The organism is Lentibacillus halophilus (genome assembly GCF_055395055.1).
On record NZ_AP043750.1, the window covers coordinates 2,478,477 to 2,497,723 of the forward strand.

The 19,247-nt window shown below is 45.8% G+C and carries 16 protein-coding genes; 1 reads left to right on the plus strand and 15 read right to left on the minus strand.

Annotated features, from left to right (window positions below; all coding sequences use genetic code 11):
* Positions 1-49 precede the first annotated feature (49 nt).
* Positions 50-2,704: a calcium-translocating P-type ATPase, SERCA-type gene (locus ACZ5Q7_RS12245; protein WP_343753483.1), complete on the minus strand. Its 2,655-nt coding sequence runs from the start codon at positions 2,702-2,704 to the stop codon at positions 50-52.
* Positions 2,705-2,890: 186 nt separating this feature from the next.
* Here ACZ5Q7_RS12245 and ACZ5Q7_RS12250 point away from each other — a divergent pair, with 186 nt between their 5' ends.
* Positions 2,891-4,594 (plus strand): Rqc2 family fibronectin-binding protein, encoded by a 1,704-nt coding sequence (locus ACZ5Q7_RS12250; RefSeq protein WP_343753485.1) that lies wholly within the window; start codon positions 2,891-2,893, stop codon positions 4,592-4,594.
* Positions 4,595-4,627: 33 nt separating this feature from the next.
* Here the strand turns inward: ACZ5Q7_RS12250 and ACZ5Q7_RS12255 are convergent, their stop codons facing one another.
* The 14 genes from ACZ5Q7_RS12255 to lspA all read right to left on the minus strand — a co-directional run bounded on the left by ACZ5Q7_RS12255 (position 4,628) and on the right by lspA (position 19,174).
* Positions 4,628-5,059 carry an Ohr family peroxiredoxin gene (locus ACZ5Q7_RS12255; RefSeq protein WP_464432883.1) on the minus strand — a complete coding sequence of 144 codons (432 nt, stop codon included), beginning with the start codon at positions 5,057-5,059 and terminating at the stop codon, positions 4,628-4,630.
* Positions 5,060-5,119: 60 nt separating this feature from the next.
* Complete coding sequence (locus ACZ5Q7_RS12260) at positions 5,120-5,977, minus strand: LysR family transcriptional regulator (RefSeq protein ID WP_343753489.1); 858 nt, start codon at positions 5,975-5,977, stop codon at positions 5,120-5,122.
* 92 nt (positions 5,978-6,069) lie between these two features.
* On the minus strand, positions 6,070-6,678 hold the full coding sequence (gene pyrE / locus ACZ5Q7_RS12265; RefSeq protein WP_343753756.1) for an orotate phosphoribosyltransferase: 609 nt from the start codon (positions 6,676-6,678) through the stop codon (positions 6,070-6,072).
* On the minus strand, positions 6,671-7,384 hold the full coding sequence (gene pyrF / locus ACZ5Q7_RS12270) for an orotidine-5'-phosphate decarboxylase (protein WP_343753491.1): 714 nt from the start codon (positions 7,382-7,384) through the stop codon (positions 6,671-6,673). The genes pyrE and pyrF overlap by 8 nt, the downstream gene beginning before the upstream one ends.
* Positions 7,381-8,295, minus strand: a complete 915-nt coding sequence (locus ACZ5Q7_RS12275) for a dihydroorotate dehydrogenase (protein ID WP_343753493.1) — start codon at positions 8,293-8,295, stop codon at positions 7,381-7,383. Before ACZ5Q7_RS12275 ends, pyrF begins: the two co-directional genes overlap by 4 nt.
* On the minus strand, positions 8,292-9,047 hold the full coding sequence (locus tag ACZ5Q7_RS12280; RefSeq protein ID WP_343753495.1) for a dihydroorotate dehydrogenase electron transfer subunit: 756 nt from the start codon (positions 9,045-9,047) through the stop codon (positions 8,292-8,294). The genes ACZ5Q7_RS12275 and ACZ5Q7_RS12280 overlap by 4 nt, the downstream gene beginning before the upstream one ends.
* Positions 9,044-12,244, minus strand: coding sequence for a carbamoyl-phosphate synthase large subunit (gene carB, locus ACZ5Q7_RS12285; protein WP_343753497.1), 3,201 nt, complete (start codon positions 12,242-12,244; stop codon positions 9,044-9,046). Before carB ends, ACZ5Q7_RS12280 begins: the two co-directional genes overlap by 4 nt.
* On the minus strand, positions 12,237-13,337 hold the full coding sequence (locus ACZ5Q7_RS12290) for a carbamoyl phosphate synthase small subunit (RefSeq protein WP_343753499.1): 1,101 nt from the start codon (positions 13,335-13,337) through the stop codon (positions 12,237-12,239). Before ACZ5Q7_RS12290 ends, carB begins: the two co-directional genes overlap by 8 nt.
* Positions 13,330-14,613: a dihydroorotase gene (locus ACZ5Q7_RS12295; protein ID WP_343753501.1), complete on the minus strand. Its 1,284-nt coding sequence runs from the start codon at positions 14,611-14,613 to the stop codon at positions 13,330-13,332. The genes ACZ5Q7_RS12290 and ACZ5Q7_RS12295 overlap by 8 nt, the downstream gene beginning before the upstream one ends.
* A complete protein-coding gene (locus ACZ5Q7_RS12300) occupies positions 14,613-15,500 on the minus strand; it encodes an aspartate carbamoyltransferase catalytic subunit (RefSeq protein ID WP_343753503.1) in 888 nt (295 codons plus the stop codon). The genes ACZ5Q7_RS12295 and ACZ5Q7_RS12300 overlap by 1 nt, the downstream gene beginning before the upstream one ends.
* 31 nt (positions 15,501-15,531) lie before the next feature.
* Positions 15,532-16,926 (minus strand): uracil-xanthine permease family protein, encoded by a 1,395-nt coding sequence (locus ACZ5Q7_RS12305; protein WP_343753505.1) that lies wholly within the window; start codon positions 16,924-16,926, stop codon positions 15,532-15,534.
* A gap of 159 nt (positions 16,927-17,085) precedes the next feature.
* The gene (gene pyrR, locus ACZ5Q7_RS12310) at positions 17,086-17,628 is read right to left on the minus strand and encodes a bifunctional pyr operon transcriptional regulator/uracil phosphoribosyltransferase PyrR (protein ID WP_343753507.1); all 543 of its coding nucleotides are present in this window, start codon (positions 17,626-17,628) and stop codon (positions 17,086-17,088) included.
* 174 nt (positions 17,629-17,802) lie between these two features.
* Positions 17,803-18,711, minus strand: a complete 909-nt coding sequence (locus ACZ5Q7_RS12315; RefSeq protein ID WP_343753509.1) for an RluA family pseudouridine synthase — start codon at positions 18,709-18,711, stop codon at positions 17,803-17,805.
* Complete coding sequence (lspA, locus tag ACZ5Q7_RS12320) at positions 18,662-19,174, minus strand: signal peptidase II (RefSeq protein WP_343753511.1); 513 nt, start codon at positions 19,172-19,174, stop codon at positions 18,662-18,664. Before lspA ends, ACZ5Q7_RS12315 begins: the two co-directional genes overlap by 50 nt.
* Positions 19,175-19,247: the final 73 nt, after the last annotated feature.

Consider the following 19,247-nt stretch of genomic DNA (forward strand, 5'->3'; position numbering starts at 1 on the left):
ATTCGGCGCCTGTCAGTTCTTGTCTTCACGAATAAATGGCAAATGACATTCATTTTCTTGTGAACCCAAACAGGATGCTCGGCAGGGCGCTCATGCCAATGATAAACAGCCAATCCTTGAAGCCCAAAAACGTTGTGTGAAATATCGGCTGCAATGGTTCCCAATAAATGACCACAGCGAGCAGAACGATAGACGATAGTACCGACAACACCAAATAGATGTTTTCAAACGGATTTCTGCTAAATATCGAATGCTCACTCCGACAATCAAAAACATGGATAAGCTGAGCCATCACCAACGTTGTAAATGCAACCGTCTGGCCATAAATAAGATTATCCGGATCACCTTGATAGGCCAGCATAAAGGCAATAAGCGTGGCTGAACCGATCAATATGCCGCGACTGATGATTTTAAAACCGAGCTCCCTGGCAAACACGCCTTCTCTCGGATTCCTCGGCCCTCGCTTCATGACGTCATCTTCCGACTCGTCCAAACCAAGCGCCATAGCCGGCAGTCCGTCCGTCACTAAATTGACCCATAAAATTTGCACTGGAACCAGCGGCAATGGCATGGCAAGAAGCATGGCAAACAACATGACGAGAATTTCGCCAACGTTTGAGGCAAGCAAATAACGAATGAATTTTCGGATGTTTTCGTAAATATTGCGTCCTTCAATGATCGCTGATTTAATCGTTGCAAAATTATCATCCATCAACACAAGAGACGATGCCTCTTTCGTTACATCGGTTCCGCTTTCACCCATGCTTATCCCGATATCACTTGCTTTAATCGCAGGAGCGTCATTGACGCCGTCCCCGGTCATAGCGACAATATGGCCTTTTTCTTGAAAAGCATTCACGATTTTCAGTTTATGTTCCGGGGTGACCCGGGCAAACACATATACTTGATCAATAATATCTTGCAGTTCGGATACGGACATGTTGTTTAGCTGCTGGCCATTGAGCACCATACCGTCCTCTGGAAGTAAATCCAATTGAGATGCAATAGCCCTGGCTGTTTTTTCGTGGTCACCGGTAATCATGACCGATTTAATACCTGCATCCCCGCATTCATGAATAGCTTTTTTGACATCTTTTCTAGGTGGATCCATCATTCCATACAAACCGATGAATGTCATATCGTGTTCCAGGGACGTTGATGTAAGGGAATCATCTCTGGACAAAGGTTTTACGCCGATCGCCAGCGTCCGCAATGCCTTTCCAGCCATATGATCAATCGCTTCATTCATATGCTTCCGGTCATCGTATTGCATCTGTCTGCGCCCATCTTTCTTCATGACATACGACGAACGCGGCAATAAAGCTTCCGGTGCGCCTTTCGTAATCAGAAAACGCATGTTATTGTCATCTTCCACAACAACGCTCATCCGTTTCCGTTCAGAATCAAACGGAAATTCTTTAACGACGCGATAATGATCATTCCATTTGCGCTGAAGTCCGAGCTTCCGTGCGGCCACGATCAATGCACCATCTGTTGGATCACCGTCGATGACATATTTCCCTTTTTTCACTTGAAGAGATGCGTGATTGCATAGCATACCATAGAGCATCATGTTTTCCAGATTCGGAAAATCATTCGTTACTTTGTCGTTGTTCCAAAAATAATCACCATGAATATCATAGCCGTCACCCGTCACAGACAATGTGGTTCCGTTCAAAAAAACTTCTTTTACTGTCATTTGATTTTCTGTCATTGTCCCGGTCTTGTCCGAACATATAACCGAAGCACACCCCAACGTCTCAACGCCTGATAGTTTCCGGACAATGGCATTTTTTCGGATCATGCGTTGCACGCCAAGCGACAGTGCCACCGTTACAATCGCGGGCAACCCTTCAGGTATAGCCGCAACGGCCAGAGACACGCCAGCGAGGAACATATTGTAGACTGAATGACCTTGATAGACACCAAAAAGAACAACCAATGCCGTTAACGCCAGCGCAACGCCAATCAGGACTTTACCCAACTCAGCCAGTTTATGTTCCAAAGGTGTCGTGGTCTTCTCGGTTGTCACCATTAATGATGCAATTTGCCCCATAACGGTATCCATGCCTGTACCGACAACAATACCGACGCCGGAACCTCTCGTTGCCATTGTGTTCATAAATGCCATGTTTCGTTGATCCTGTACATCTAGATGATCTTTGGCAATGCTGGAGGTGTGTTTTTGTACTGGCAGTGATTCACCAGTCAGCGCAGATTCTTCTGTTTCCAGACTGTTGGACCGAACAAGCCGGACATCGGCGGGAACACGGTCACCACTGTTGATGCGCACAATATCGCCTATAACAATATCAGAAGTCGGTATTTTTTCCCATTTGTTTTCGCGCAATACATTCGCTGACGGTGCGCTCATTTCTTTTAATTTAGCAAGCGACTTCTCAGCCTTTTGTTCCTGAAAATAGCCGAGAAACCCATTGACAAAAACGATTACCATTATGGCTATGGCATCAACATATTCTTCCAAGAGACCAGCGATCAATGTGGCCGCAAGTAGAACAAGAACCATAAAATCCTGAAATTGTTTCAGAAAAATGAGCCATTTGGATACCTTTTTTTCAGACTCCAGCCGGTTTGGCCCATAGTGCTTCATCCGCTCGTCCACTTGTTTATGGGCCAATCCTTGTTTTGTTGTTACATACAATTTTTGTTCGACTTGATCCGCATTCATCTGATACCACTTCATCTGCATTCCTCCAGCCACATAAAGTGAAACTTAAACCTATTGACGATTTACCTTCTTGACCGATAATTATGCAGACCTGTCCAGAAACATGCTATAATACAGAAAAAGCACGCTGACTGTATAAGTGACTTCGGACGGAAAGACGTTCGGCGAGCACCGGTGCAGACAGATGGAAAAGGTGATTACATGCCATTTGATGGAATCGTTACCCGTGCGGTGACAACAGAACTGACCGAAAAAATCATCCCAGGCAAAATAACAAAAATATATCAACCAACCGAAACCGAGCTCGTTTTCACGGTACGCAGCCAGGGTGAAAATCATTCTTTGCTCATGTCCATTCACCCTGTGTATGCTCGGACTCATTTAACCGGGGACACATACCGTAACCCAAAAGAGCCGCCGATGTTCTGCATGCTTCTGCGCAAGCACCTGTCCGGCGCTGTTCTTGAATCCATCGATCAGTATGGAATGGAACGGATCATCACATTCACCATTCAAGCGCGAAATGAGATAGGTGATCAAACGACCAAAAAACTCGTCATTGAATTGATGGGTAAGCATAGCAACATCATGCTGATTGATGACGACAAAGGCCATATTCTCGACAGCATGAAACACATCTCTGCAGCACAAAATCGGTACCGGACGATCTTGCCCGGGCATTCTTACAAACTGCCACCAAGCCAAAATAAATGGAATCCACTCGACATGAATGGCGATATGTTTATTAGGAAGCTGGATTTCAATGCCGGGAAAATGGAAATGCAAATCGTTCGGATATTGACCGGTTTCTCACCATTCATTGCCAGTGAACTCGTTCATCGAGCAAGGCTTGGAGGAGTGGATACGTATCGGGAAGCATTTGAGCAACTTCAGCAATTCATTAACGACAACCAATACGTACCGGCTATTTACCACGGCAACAGAGACGATTTTCACGTTTTGCCAATCACTTATTGGACTGGAACATCCGCTACGTTGGCCGGAACGAATGAGATGCTGGATGAATTTTATTCCGGTAAAGCTGAGCGTGATCGCGTCAAGCAACAAGCGAAAGACCTGTACCAGTTCATTAAAAGTGAGCAGGACAAAAACAAACGCAAATTAAAGAAACATGAACAGACATTGGCAAAATCCGAAGATGCTGAAATCTATCAAAAACTCGGCGAATTGCTAACCGCTCATATGCATATGGTACGTCCAGGTGATTCTGAAGTGACCGTCACAGATTATTATGATCCCGAACAACAATCCATGACAATTGAGCTGAATCCTGATAAAACGCCGAGTGAAAATGCCCAGTGGTTTTTCAAAAGGTATCAAAAGCTGAAAACATCGAAGAAAAAAGTACAGCAGGAAATAACGAAAACCCATAACGAATTCGCATATCTGGATCAGCTGTTACAGCAAATGGATACAGCTCGAGAGGATGATATTGAAGAAATACGGGACGAACTCAGGGAAGAAGGCTATATAAAGAAACAAAAACAAGGGAAAAAGAAGAAAACACAAAAACCAGCCCCGGAAACGTTTACAGCTACTGATGGGACGACCATTCTTGTTGGTAAAAACAATAAACAAAATGAGTATGTGAGCATGAAATTGGCACACCGTGATGACATATGGCTGCATACAAAAGATATACCTGGGTCTCACGTGCTTATTCGATCAAGAGAACCGAGTGAGGAAACATTATTCGAAGCAGCCCGGCTGGCAGCCTATTTTAGTAAAGCACAAGAGTCTTCATCCGTGCCTGTCGACTATACCCGGATACGGCATGTCAAAAAACCGAATGGTGCCAAGCCCGGCTACGTCACATATGATAATCAAAAAACATTGTTTGTCACACCCGATGACGAAACGACAGCCAAATTAAAAGACGGATGACCCGGTAAGGCGGTCATCCGTCTTTTTAGTCTATTAACTTGGTTTTTCCACAGCCATTGGATTCAATGTGACATTAATATTATTTCCGATGGCTTTGGAGTACGGGCAAATCAGATAAGCTTCATTGGCCAATTCTTCTGCTTCTTCCGGATTGGCTCCTTCGATTCGCACGTCCAGATTAACAGCGATTTTGTATCCGCCATCGTCCGCATCGTTGCATAAACTTACTTCAACCGTTGTTTCCGAGTCCACACTTTCATGTTTCTTTTCTGCCGCGAGCTGAACGGCTCTGTCAAAGCAGGCGGCATAAGCTGCGGCAAAAAGCTGTTCCGGATCAGCGCCTTCATCCCCATTCGGGATTAGAGGATTAACAAGGTTCAAATCAATATATCCGTCTGCTGAACGTACATGACCGTCGCGACCATTTGCTGCAATAGCTTTGGACGTAAATAGAACGTCACTCATGATTACACTCCTATCTCATCTGTGTACAGGTTGTATTCCTGCTTTCCTCCCTGTTTAAACTTATAGAAATGCTTTTTGTTCGATCCCCTCAATAAAACGGTCCACTTGTGGCAAATTGCGGACACCTTCTTGATAACATATCCAAGTCTTACGCGTGACTGGACGTCCGTCCAACTGAAGGGCTACATGCGGATATTTATCCATTAGCGAGCTGGATACACTTTCCGGCAAAACAGCCATTCCCAACCCTTCCTGCATGAATTGTTTGCACGTTTCGATTTGGTCGACACTGATTTTTTTGACTGTTTTAATGTCTTGATGATAATACAGCCAGGTATCAACTTGATTATGCATACTATCATCGCTTTTAAACGAAATAAGCGGACGTTCTTTCAATTGATGATCCGGAAACGGTTCGGTATCAAATATATATAAAGCATCTTCAAATAATAGCTTGCTGATGGATTCCTTCAACGTCTCCCCGCGTATGATACAGACATGATAATGATTATGTTCGCGCTTAATGTCCTCACTGAGCCCAGTCACTAAATCAATTTCAACGTTCGGAAATGCTTGCGTGTATTCACCCAAAATAGACGGGAGAAAACGCTGGCTGACAAGCGATGAACAAGCCACCGATAATGTGCCTTGCACCTCACCGCTTGACCGCGCAAGTGTGTTTTTAATGGCCTTTTCCTGGGTGGTTACTTGGCGGGCATGACCTAGAACTATTTCTCCTGCCGGCGTCGGGACCAGGGTTTTGGGTGTCCGTATAAATAATTGTTCACCAAAATAGTTTTCCATATATTTTAGACGCTGCGTCACAGCCGGTTGTGAAATGAGAACGTCTTTGGCAGTACCGCGAACGGTGCCAATTTTCTGCAGTTTTAAGAGTAACTCATAATCGTCTATTTTCATGCCCATTCCCTCACTTAATACATTATACCGTATTATGCTGCGTATCACACTTATCACTAAGACTGGAATTAACAACAGCAGTTCTAAAAAAGTCAGAGATGGGCGCGCCATTCTTTTAATTCGTTCTGCTCTGTGTCTGTCAACGTCCCATCATTTGCCAAGAGCTGAACAACGGTATCGAAATCCGTAACGGTCCAAAAATCCAGGTTTGCCTCGTCAAATTGTTGATGGGCTTTTTTTAGACCATACGTAAAAATAGCCGCCACCCCCAGCACGTCAGCCCCAGCTTGTCGCAATGCTTCTGCTGCTTCAATCGACGAGCCACCGGTGGATATGAGGTCTTCCACAACAAGTACACGCTCACCCTTATGTAAATGTCCTTCAATGCGATTTTCTAATCCGTGCTTTTTCGGCTTTGAACGGACATACACCATAGGCAAATCAAGTTCCTCGGCCAACCAAGCAGCATGCGGAATTCCGGCTGTGGCACAACCGGCTATAACGTCTGGCTGCTCATTCATTTCGTCTATTATCCCGGTGAATCCGGACACAATTTGTTTGCGCACATCAGGATAGGACATCGTCAAACGATTATCACAATAAATGGGAGAACGAATACCTGATGTCCAAGTGAAATAATCATCCGTTTTAATTTGGATCGCCTTTATGTCCAACAATTCTCGTGCCATCGTATCATGCATTTCCATTATTCCACTCCTCTATCACATGGTTATAAGCGACTGCGGGATCAGGCGCATCACGCACCGTCCGTCCAAGAACGAGGATGTCAGCCCCATTTTCCCGGGCTCGGGACGGCGTGGACGGGCGTTTTTGATCATCTGCGGAGACTCCTTTTAAACGAATGCCCGGTGTAACAGCCAGAAGCGATGATCCACAAGCCTTTTTTATTGCTGGTACTTCGTCGACCGACGAAACCACGCCATCGGCACCATTCCGATGGGCTAATGATGCCAAATGGACGGCATGATCTTCCACATTGCCCGTAATTTTTAACTCATTATTCATCACAGCTGCATCGGCCGAAGTGAGCATCGTGACAGCAATCAGTTTGGGTGGACGTCCGGATGAAGCACCGGCCATCAGTCCTTCTTTTGCTTGTTGGATCATGGCACTGCCACCGGATGCATGAATGGTAATCATATCCACATCCAGTCCGGCGATATTTTTCATCGCTTTGTTGACCGTTGTCGGAATATCATGCAATTTCAAATCAAGGAAAATGCGGTGACCATTTTTCTTCAACGTCTCTATAAATGTTGGACCTTCCCGATAAAAAAGTTCCATTCCCACTTTTACCGGGATGCCCTGCAAATCATTTGCATCTATAAACTGTTCAGCTTCCTTTTGACCGGAGAAATCCAATGCAAAATATATCTGTTCCTTCATTCGTTATGACCCCTTCCGATCGCGTCTTGGACCGACTCATATCCATATTGCTGTAACACACCGGGCAAACGGTTGATCATCTCCGGGCATGTATACGGATTCGTGAAATTAGCCGTTCCAACGGCAACCGCACTGGCTCCTGCCAACATAAATTCCAGAACATCTTCCGCTTCAGCAATACCACCCATCCCGATAATTGGAATGGATATATGCGGTTTCACTGCATAGATCATCCGGATGGCAACCGGTTTGATGGCCTGCCCGGAAAGACCACCTGTTTTATTGGCCAGGGTCGGTTTTTGACTAGCCAAATGAATCTGCATCCCGGTCAGCGTATTGATCATGGACAGGCCGTCCGCACCTGCCTGCTCCACCGCTTTGGCCATTGCAACGATATCAGACGTATTTGGTGATAATTTGACATAAACGGGCAAATGGCTAACAGCTTTGACGTGTTCGGTCACCTTAGCAGCCATATCCGGATCAGAGCCGAACTGAATGCCACCTTCTTTTACATTCGGACACGAAATATTCAATTCCAAAGCACTTACCGATGGTGTCTTATTAAATGCTTCTGCAACAGTCACATATTCTTGAATCGTACTACCTGCGACATTCGCTACCACCGGAACATGGTACCCTTCCAAAAAAGACACTTCACTGGCGATAATCTGTTCTACTCCGGGATTCTGCAGGCCGATCGCATTCAGCATGCCTGAGGCGGTTTCAGCGACACGAGGTGTTGCATTTCCTAAACGGGCTTCTCCGGTGGCCGCTTTCATAATAACGGCTCCGAGCTTATTCAAATCATAGAAATCACTGTATTCCCGCCCGAATCCGAAACAACCTGATGCAGGCATAACCGGATTCTTCAGGCGCAGCCCCGGTAGGTCAACAGCCAAATTAGTCATAATATCACCCCATTCGCACCAAAGACTGGTCCATCTGAGCAAATTTTTTTGTAGCCACTCGCCGAATCATCCCGTATCATGCAAGCAAGACATGCTCCTGTACCACAGCCCATACGCTCCTCCAATGAAATGGAGCCGGGTTGGTCCTGTAATTGATGCGTCACGGCTTTGAGCATCGGAACCGGCCCGCAGGAAAAATAGTAATCAAACTCTCCCGCCTCATCCACTATATCCGTGACAAGCCCGTGATGACCGAGGCTTCCGTCATCAGTAACAACATACGTTTGACCGATGCGTTCAAACCGTTCTTTGTAGAATACGTGCGCTTTGGATTGAAAACCTAGGATTGTCTTTACGTTCACCCCTTGTTCATGCAATGCGTGAGCAAGACCGTACAGAGGAGGAACGCCAATGCCTCCTCCTATCAGCAAAGCTGTCTGCAGTGATGTCTCCTGCAAAGCAAACCCATTGCCGGATGGTCCTACTGTATCCAACGTCATACCAGGTTTCAAACGCGCCAGACAACGTGTTCCGTCGCCGATAATTTTAAACAGAATTGTTACGGTTTCCTGCTCGCTATCAATCGACGCAATGGAAATGGGTCTTCTCAACGTGTGCCCCTCCGCCAATACGTATAAAAATTGTCCGGGCTTGGCGGCCGCTGCAATATACGGATGATGCAGCGTCATTTCCATCGTATCCAAAGCGATCTCCTTGACAGATAAAATGGTCATATCCACACGTTCTTTCATGAACGGACCTCCTGATGAGAAGTCATTGGTGTGGCTTTAAACGTTGTCGAATCAATGACATTCAAAATGGCATTGGCTGTATCAAGGTTGGTAAGGCATGCAATACCGTGTTCCACTGCCTCCCGGCGGATCATAAACCCATCTGAACGCGGCTGTTTCCCAGAGGTCAGCGTATTAACGACAAGCTGAACTTCCAAATTCTCAATAATGGAGATGACATTTCGCTCAGCCGAGCCAATTTTGGCGACTTCTGTAACGGGGATACCAGCGTTTTGCATATAGGCTGCTGTTCCTTTGGTGGCATACAAATGGAAACCAAGCTCGTGAAACCGTTTAGCGGATGCCAATGCTTCTTGCTTATCTTTGTCCGCAACGGTCAATAAGACAGCACCATCTTTCGGCACAGGCATACTGGCCGCTTTTAATCCCTTGTACAATGCTTTTTCCAATGTTTCATCGTGGCCGATTGCTTCTCCGGTCGACTTCATCTCAGGACCAAGTGTCGTATCCACGCTGCGTAACTTTTCAAAGGAGAAGACCGGAACTTTTACCGAAACAGCATCTTGTTCAGGCAGAATTCCGGTTGCATAGCCCATCTGCTGCAAGGATTCTCCCAAGATGCAGCGGGTGGCAAGAGCTGCCATCGTCACACCGGTAATTTTGCTCAGGAATGGTATCGTACGACTGGCTCGCGGATTTACCTCGAGAACGTATACGTCACCTTGATCAATGATGAACTGCAGATTGATCAAACCGACAGCATTCATACGACGGGTTATTTTGATGGCTGCATCCAGACATTTCTCTTTGACATCTTGACTGATTCGCTGCGGCGGATATACCGCAATGGAGTCACCGGAGTGAACACCGGAACGTTCGATGTGTTCCATAATACCCGGGACAATCACGGTTTCCCCATCACTGATGGCATCGACTTCGATTTCAATGCCGGTTAAATACTTGTCAATCAAAATGGGATGTTCGCTATCCGCTCCATCCGACTTCGCTAAATAAGCGTCGAGTTCCTCCTCATCATGCACAACATCCATTCGGCTGCCGCCAATAACATAAGAAGGCCGGACGAGCACCGGATAACCGAGTTCTCTGGCAGCATCAAAAGCATCATCAAGTTGAGGGACTGCTTTGCCTTTTGGCCGTAACAAATTAAGTTCATTCAGCAACGCTTCAAATTTATCACGGTCTTCGGCTTTATCAATCGCCTCCAAATTCGTACCCAAAATGGTAACGTTCCGTCGTTTCAGCCCATCGGCCAAGTTGATTGCTGTCTGACCACCAAATTGGAGAATGACGCCTTCAGGCTGCTCCAGATCAATGACATGCATGACATCTTCCAATGTGAGCGGTTCGAAGTAAAGTTTGTCCGATATACTGAAATCGGTTGAAATCGTTTCCGGATTGTTGTTCATAATGATGGCTTCATAACCCATTTCCTGAATGGCCATCACGGAATGGACAGTGGCATAATCAAATTCAATCCCTTGACCAATCCGTATGGGTCCGGAGCCGATAACGAGTATTTTTTTACGTTCGGACGGCTGGGATTCATTTTCATCTTCATAGGTGCTGTAAAAATACGGTGTATCCGATTCGAACTCCGCCGCACACGTATCCACCATTTTGTAAACGGGTGTAATGGATTGTTCCATGCGGAATGTATAGATTTGATCGACTGATACATCCCATAACCGTGCAATATGTGTATCCGACAAACCGGCTTCTTTTGCTTGTTTCATCACTCCAGGAGAAAAAGGTTGGGCAGAAAGACTTTCTTCCAAACCAATCAGTTGCTGCAGTTTCACAAGATAAAAGCGGTCAATCTGTGTCAGCCGGTACAATTCATCAATGGGGACATCTCTGCGAATCACCTCAGCCAAAACAAACAAGCGTTCATCATCGGCTTTTTGAAGTCGATTTTTCAGTTCGTCAACCGTCAGCTCAACAAGACTTGGAAGCCATAGTTCTTCCGTGCCGATTTCCAGGGACCGGATTCCTTTAAGTAACGATTCCTCGAAACTTCGACCAATAGCCATCACTTCGCCGGTTGCTTTCATCTGTGTTCCGAGATAGCGGTTTCCGGTTACAAACTTATCAAATGGGAAGCGTGGAATTTTCGTTACCACATAATCCAAGGACGGTTCAAAACAAGCATAGGTTGTACCTGTAATCGGGTTGACGATTTCATCAAGCGTCAAGCCAATGGCGATTTTGGCAGCGATTTTCGCAATCGGATAACCGGTTGCTTTTGATGCTAAGGCTGACGACCTGCTTAGACGCGGATTTACCTCAATAACGTAGTATGCAAAACTGTTCGGGTCGATGGCCAGTTGTACGTTACAGCCGCCTTCGATTTCCAGGGCACGAATAATGTTGAGCGATGCATTCCGCAATAGCTGATATTCACGGTCACTCAATGTCTGTGATGGAGCAGCTACAATGGAATCGCCTGTATGAATTCCTACCGGATCAATGTTTTCCATATTGCAAACAGCAATAGCCAAGTCCTGTTTATCCCGCACCACTTCATATTCTATTTCTTTAAAACCGGCAATATTTTTCTCAATCAGACATTGATTGACCGGTGAAATGGCTAGACCATTCCGGACGATTTCTTCCAATTCATTTGCGTTATAGCACATTCCTCCGCCGGTGCCGCCTAATGTGTAAGCAGGACGAACAATAATCGGATATCCGATAGATGCAGCAAAATTTGAAGCCGCCTCGACAGAATTAACAATCGTGCTTTCAGGAACGGGTTCGCCGAGGTCATTCATCAACGAACGGAACACTTCTCTGTCTTCTGCTTTTTGAATAGCGCTCAGGGATGATCCCAAAAGTTCAACGTTATACGCATCCAATATACCACTTCTATCCAATTCAACTGCCATATTCAGACCGGTTTGTCCGCCCAGTGTCGGCAGTATGGCATCAGGCTGTTCTTTCCGGATAATTTTTGTCAAAAAGTCTGCCGTTAATGGCTCCATATAAACTTTATCCGCCATAGTATGATCGGTCATGATCGTGGCAGGATTGGAGTTAGCCAGAATAACCGTATAGCCTTCCTCTGACAGTGCCTGGCATGCCTGTGAGCCAGAATAATCAAATTCAGCGGCCTGACCGATCACAATCGGGCCCGATCCAATAACGAGAATGGTCTGTATATTCGTTTTTTTAGGCATACATATCCTCCTTACCATTGCGTGTGCAGTCTGTAATCAACTGTAAAAATTCATCATATATGTGCTTCATATCTTCGGATCCCGGTGAACTTTCTGGCTGATATTGAACGGAAAAAGCCGGGTGGACCGTGTGCCGGATACCTTCTACGGAATGATCATGAACGGAAACCTGTGTCAGTTCCAAGTCAGTTTTTGCTAATGAATCACGGGATACGGCATAGCCATGATTTTGCGACGTTATGAATACCTTATCATTTGTGAGGTCCTTCACTGGATGGCTCGGACCTCTATGACCGAATGAAAGCCTTTCTGTGTCTGCTCCAGTGGCCAGAGCCAACAGTTGATGACCCAAACCGATGCCGAACACAGGATAGCTGCCAACCATTGACCGGATGGTTGCAACCGAATCAGGAATATCTTTTGGATCACCTGGTCCGTTCGAAAGCAAGATCCCATCCGGCTTCAGTCGCAAAATGGCCTCCCATCCATAGTTATATGGAACAACAGTCACATGACAATCACGTTTGGTCAGCTCCCGTAAAATGCCATGCTTCATTCCGAAATCGATAAGAACGATTCGCTTGCCACCGCCTGGTACCACATAAGGCTTCAAGGTGGATGTTTTTTGAACTAAATCGCTTTCCCGCTCCGAATGGCGCAATCGTTCCAGTGCTTGTTCTGCGTTTTCACCAATTCCACTCATGGCTGCTCGCATCGTGCCATGTGCGCGAATTCGTTTCGTTAACATTCGGGTGTCAATCCCTGAGAGTCCGGGAATATTATTGGCCCGCAAATAATCATGGAGCGTCTCTTCACTACGAAAATTGGACGGAGATGAGCAGAATTCCTTTGCAACAAATCCATATACGAACGGGGTGACGGTTTCGAAGTCATCCCTATTGATGCCATAATTGCCTGCCAAAGGATATGTTTGCATCACAATCTCTCCGCAGTACGATGGGTCTGATACTATTTCCTGATAGCCGGTCATACCGGTGTGAAACACCATTTCTCCACTGGTGCCGTTATCAGCACCGAAGCCTTCACCTTTCAACGTCGTTCCATCTTCCAAAACTAAGAAACGTTCAGTCATATACATCCTCCTTGTAAACGATATGTCCGCCCACCACTGTCATAACTGGCATGGCTTGTACATGCCAGCCTTGAAACGGGGTGTTCTTTCCCTTGGACGACAATGCATGTTTGTCGATGATGCCTTCTTTATTGAGATTGACAACCGTAAAATCAGCAACGCCACCTTCTTCTAATGTTCCGTATGGCAATTGGAAAATGTGGGCAGGGTTGACGGTCAACCAATCAACAAGTTGTTTCAATGGAACCTTTCCCGTCTGGACCAAGTAAGTATATAAAAGCGGAAAAGCCGTTTCCATCCCGGTGATTCCAAATGGAGCATCACGGAATCCGCCCGCCTTTTCATGAGCTGCATGCGGGGCATGGTCTGTCGCAATACAATCAATGGTTCCATCAAGCAACCCTTCCAGCAACGCTTGTTGATCTTCTGTACTGCGCAAAGGCGGATTCATTTTAAAATCAGCATCATCAGCTGTGACAGCTTGTTCATTCATTAACAGGTGGTGCGGTGTAACTTCGGCTGTAACACGAATCCCTGCCTTTTTGGCATCACGAATGACACGAACAGACTCCTTTGTGCTGACATGACACACATGATAATGGCAGCCACTTGCCTCAGCCAGAAGCACATCACGGGCAATCTGTACGGATTCACTCAGTGACGGGATACCCGGCAAGTTCATCCGTTCACTTACGTCACCTCGGTGCACAACACCGTTATACACCAATGAATTATCTTCACAATGGGCAACCACTGGCATTCCATTGGCGGCGGCTTCCGACATAGCCCGAAGCATGTGATCGGCCGTCTGCACCCCGACCCCGTCATCAGTGAAAGCAAACACGTTCATTCCGGAAAGTTCTTTAATAGGTGTCAAATCATCCCCCTTTAGCCCTTTCGTAATGGAGGCATATGGCAACACATTTACGTAAGCATCCCGACTTATTCGATCCAGCAGCTGACGCACCGTTTCCGGATTGTCCGGAACAGGGTTGGTGTTTGGCATGGCGCATATGGTTGTAAATCCGCCGCGGGCAGCTGCCGTTGTTCCAGTAGCTATGGTTTCTTTATGTTCCCCGCCTGGCTCACGTAAATGCACATGAACATCGACAAATCCCGGAAGGAGCAGCTGATCCATGCAATCAATAGTGCAAGCCGATTCATCACTTATAACTGGAGCCATCGTTGTGATCATACCATCTTCCACCAAAAGTTCACATGGTTCTGTTTCCCCGTTCTGTAATAGCTGACGTGCATGTTTAAATAGATAACGCATTATAAGATTCCGCCTCCTTCGTCTAATAACCGTTGAATAATAGCCATTCGTACTGGTACCCCGTTTTCCATTTGTTTAAAAATCCGTGATCGATCACACTCGACCAGCCTTGTATCCATTTCAACGCCACGGTTCACCGGTGCAGGGTGTAATATGATGGCATGATTCTGCATATTCCTTTCCCGTTCCATCGTTAATCCATAATCTGCCAAATAGGATGATGTATCATAAGCGGATAATCCATGCCGTTCATGCTGAATGCGGAGCAGCATCAGCACATCACACATCTCACATGCCTCATCCATTGTCACATACGGAATGCCTAGTGTTTCATCTTTAAATCCCGGTACTTCTACAAAATAGACGTTGGCACCCATCGTCCTGAGCGCACTGGCATGCGAATACGCCACTCTGCTGTGCTTGATGTCACCGGCAATCGCAACATTAAGGCCTTTAAAAGCACCGAATTCCTGTTTAATGGTGAGCAAATCCAGCATGCATTGCGTCGGATGATCTTTTTTCCCGGAACCGGCATTAATAAGGGGAATGGAAATGTTTCCGGACAACTGGTCATACCACGTGTCCTGGCAATGTCGGATAACCAATAGATCCGCACCGACCGCTTCATAAGTTCGGGCCGTGTCGTAAAGGGATTCCCCTTTTGACATACTGGACGTATTCGTCTGTAAATCAAGTGTCTCCATTCCCAGCTTTTTTTCCGCCACAAGAAAGCTTGTCTTTGTACGTGTGCTCGGTTCAAAAAACAAATTTGCAGCAAAATAGCCTTTGGCATTCGGTGATGGATTATTGCCAACCTCTTCTGCTCGTTGCAAAATTGAGTGTATGGCATTGGATGAGAGATCGTTTACTGATAAAAAGTGCTGCATGCTTTTTCATCCTTTCTCTTGGTTTGACTGTTTATGCCACATGGTGATCGTGACTGTGACTGTCAGTTGAAAGACTGCTGTCATCAAACAAAGCTCCGTTGCCATAACCGCTTTCCTTGCCGGGAAGCACAAGGTTCAAGAGAACACCTATGATAGCTGACAATGCCATCCCGGCAATTTGTAAGTTATCCGATAATTGGATGAATGCTCCACCGACACCAATGACAAGGATGACCGAAGCGATAACAAGATTTCGTTTGTGACTGAGATCAATCTGGTTATCAATGAGCATCCGCAGACCATTCGAAGCAATAATACCAAACAAGAGAATGGAGACACCGCCCATGACTGCCGATGGAATCGAGCTGATCGTGGCAGTGACAATCCCGAGGAAGCCGAACAGGATAGCAAAGAGAGCCGCACCGCCTACAACGAAGACACTGAATACACGTGTAATGGATAAAACGCCAATGTTTTCACCGTACGTTGTATTCGGCGGACCACCGAGAAATGATGCGATCATCGTTGCAACCCCATCACCGAGAATGGAACGGTGAAGTCCAGGCGTTTTAAGAAAGTTTTTTCCGGCAACTTTGGAGAGCACCATTTGATCACCGATATGTTCGGCAATAGTTACGAGCGCCACAGGAACCATCAACAAAACTATCTCTCCGTTCATCACATCCAATGGCGCGTAGTCCAGAAACGGAACAACGAAATCCGGTGATTGAAACAATGCAACAAAAGCACCCCAAACGGATCCTGCTGATGCAATGGCTGTCCACTGCTCATTGATGCTTGATGTGTCAACAATACCTTGAAAAAGTGCGAATACATACCCGGATACAATTCCAATAAGAATCGGAATGAGATTTAAGAACCCTCGAAAAAAAATGGTGGCAATAATCGTTACGGCCAACGTAAACAGTGCCACACTGAAATGCGTCCCGCTATATACATCGTCATCCAATCCGGGCACATACATGGACATATCAATCGCCGTGGAAGCCAATCCGAGTCCAATAACGATGATCACCGGACCAACGACAATCGGTGGCAGTATGCGCATAAGCCAATTCAGTCCAAGCAGTCCGATCAAAAGCGCGACACCGCCATATACCAACCCTGCCAGGAAGGTGCCAATCATCGCGCCGGCCGGTCCACTGGCTGAACTGGCACCGATAATCGGAGCGATAAATGCGAAACTGGACCCTAAATAGGCTGGAATTTTTCCTTTGGTAACGACAAGATAAGCCAGTGTCCCTAAACCGCTTGATATCAATGCGACTGCCGGGGACAATCCGGTCAAAAACGGAACCAATATCGTAGAGCCGAACATCGCGAATAAATGCTGCAGACTGAGAGCGATCCACCGCTGCCATTTTGGCACGTCATGTACATCCATTACCATTTCCTGTTTTTTCATCGTTATCTCCTCCAAATTTTTCATGGCTTTTCATAACCACCAAAAAAATGCCTCTTTGCGAAAAGGCCGCAAAGAGGCACACGTGGTCATCAAATCAAGTACGCGTTTCCTGGAAGCGACCTTATTAATCTCACCGGATTCACTTAAAGGTCTATCTATTTATTTATCATAAATACTCACTTCATCATGGGCATCCACATCATTCAGCTGAACAACGATGATTTCACTTTCCGATGTGGGGATGTTTTTGCCAACATAATCGGCTCGAACTGGAAGCTCGCGGTGTCCCCGATCAACAAGAACACCAAGCTGAATTTGGGATGGCCGTCCGATATCCATTACCGCGTCCATTGCCGCACGGACGGTTCTGCCGGTATACAACACATCATCGATTAAAATAACTTTTTTGTCTTGTAAATCAGCATCAATTTTCGTTTCTTTCAACTCCGGATCCGCACTGACGGTTACTGTCTCCAAATCATCCCGGTATAGCGTTATATCAAGTTCTCCAACAGGGACAGTGACACCTTCAATTTGTTTAATTTTATCTTGCAGCCGTTTTGTCAGCGGAATTCCTCTTGTTTTAATACCAGCAAGAACAAGATTATGACCACCTTTGTTCTTTTCGACAATTTCATGGGCAATTCGTGTTATAGCCCGTCCTATGGCTGCCTGATCAAGCAATACGGTCTTCTTTTGCAAATGCAACCTCCCCTTCGTACCGAAAAAATCCCTTTTTCCTAGGAGGGAAAAAGGGATTTGGATATACGTGACGTGTCAGCGCATGACATTTCCGGTACCTTTTTAGCCTCACAGGACTATATTAAAGGTTCTTTATTTATTTCCTTTTTATTATCGCAGACGTTACTACTGCTGTCAATCGATTTTTTCCAGTTGTGTCAAAAGATCACGAAAATAAGGGGGCGCTTCCACTGTGAATTGAACTCTTTCTTCTGTTTTTGGATGGATAAAGGCCAGAGATTTTGCGTGTAATGCCTGTCCGTCTATCGCCATCGTTTTACGTTTTCCGTATTTGGGATCGCCTGCAATCGGGAAACCGATATAATTCATATGGACACGAATTTGATGGGTACGGCCCGTTTCCAGCTGACATTCAATATGTGTAGCATGTTCGAATCGTTGCAACACGCGGAAATGGGTGACGGCCTCCTTACCATTATCAACGACACCCATTTTTTGCCGGTTATTTTGATCTCTGCCAATCGGAGCATCAATGATACCCGTGTTATGGTCGATGACCCCATGTACGATCGCTTCATACTCGCGGTCCACGTTGTTAGCAGAGAGCTGATCTGCCAAATGTCTGTGCACGGTATCCGTTTTGGCGACGACCAATAGACCACTCGTATCTTTATCGATGCGATGAACGATGCCGGGACGTTCTTCGCCGTTTATCTGTGACAAATGATCACAGTGGTTAAGCAACGCATTCACGAGTGATCCGGATGAATGACCGGCTGATGGGTGGACGACCATTCCACGTGGTTTATTGACAACAAGCAAGTAATTATCTTCGTAGACAACCTCCAATGGAATTTGTTCCGCTTCAATTGTTAATGAATCAGGTTCGGGAACCGTCCATTCAACAACGTCACCTGTTTGACATTTATAATTGGTTTTTACGTTTTTGCCGTTAACATGTACATATCCATCTGTTATCCATGACTGAAGCTGTGAACGGGATGTATCAGAAAGCAGCCCAGTCAGCAGTTTGTCAATCCGTTTTTGATGTTCCGTTTCTGTTACCGTGTGTTGGTGTATCATGGTTACGTTTGTCCTTTCGCTCTTCAATAATCGTTGTTATGATCACGAGTATCACACCGACAACCAGAGATGCGTCGGCAATATTAAAAATGGGGTAGTCGTATCCAAAAATGACAAAATCAAAAAAATCGACCACTTCCTGTCGGAACAATCGGTCAATGAAATTGCCGATGGCACCGCCCAGAATCAGACTTAACGCCACCGCCAGCCATCGATTTTCCTTAGCATGTGTCTGCATGAAATAAACTATCCCAATCACAACGATGACGGTAATAATGTAAAAAAAGATCATTTTGCCCTGAAGGATTCCCCAGGCCGCCCCGCTATTACGATGGGACGTCATATAGAAAAAACCGCCAATAACAGTCAGTCGTTCCCCAATTTCCATGGTCTGTACAACAAACCACTTACTCAGTTGATCCATCACAATAACGAGGAATGCCAATAAATAATAGAAATACATGCCCGTGCCTCCAGTGTCTCAATCCCAATGTTTTATAGTTTACCACAATAAACCCGTTCAATAAAAATAGGAA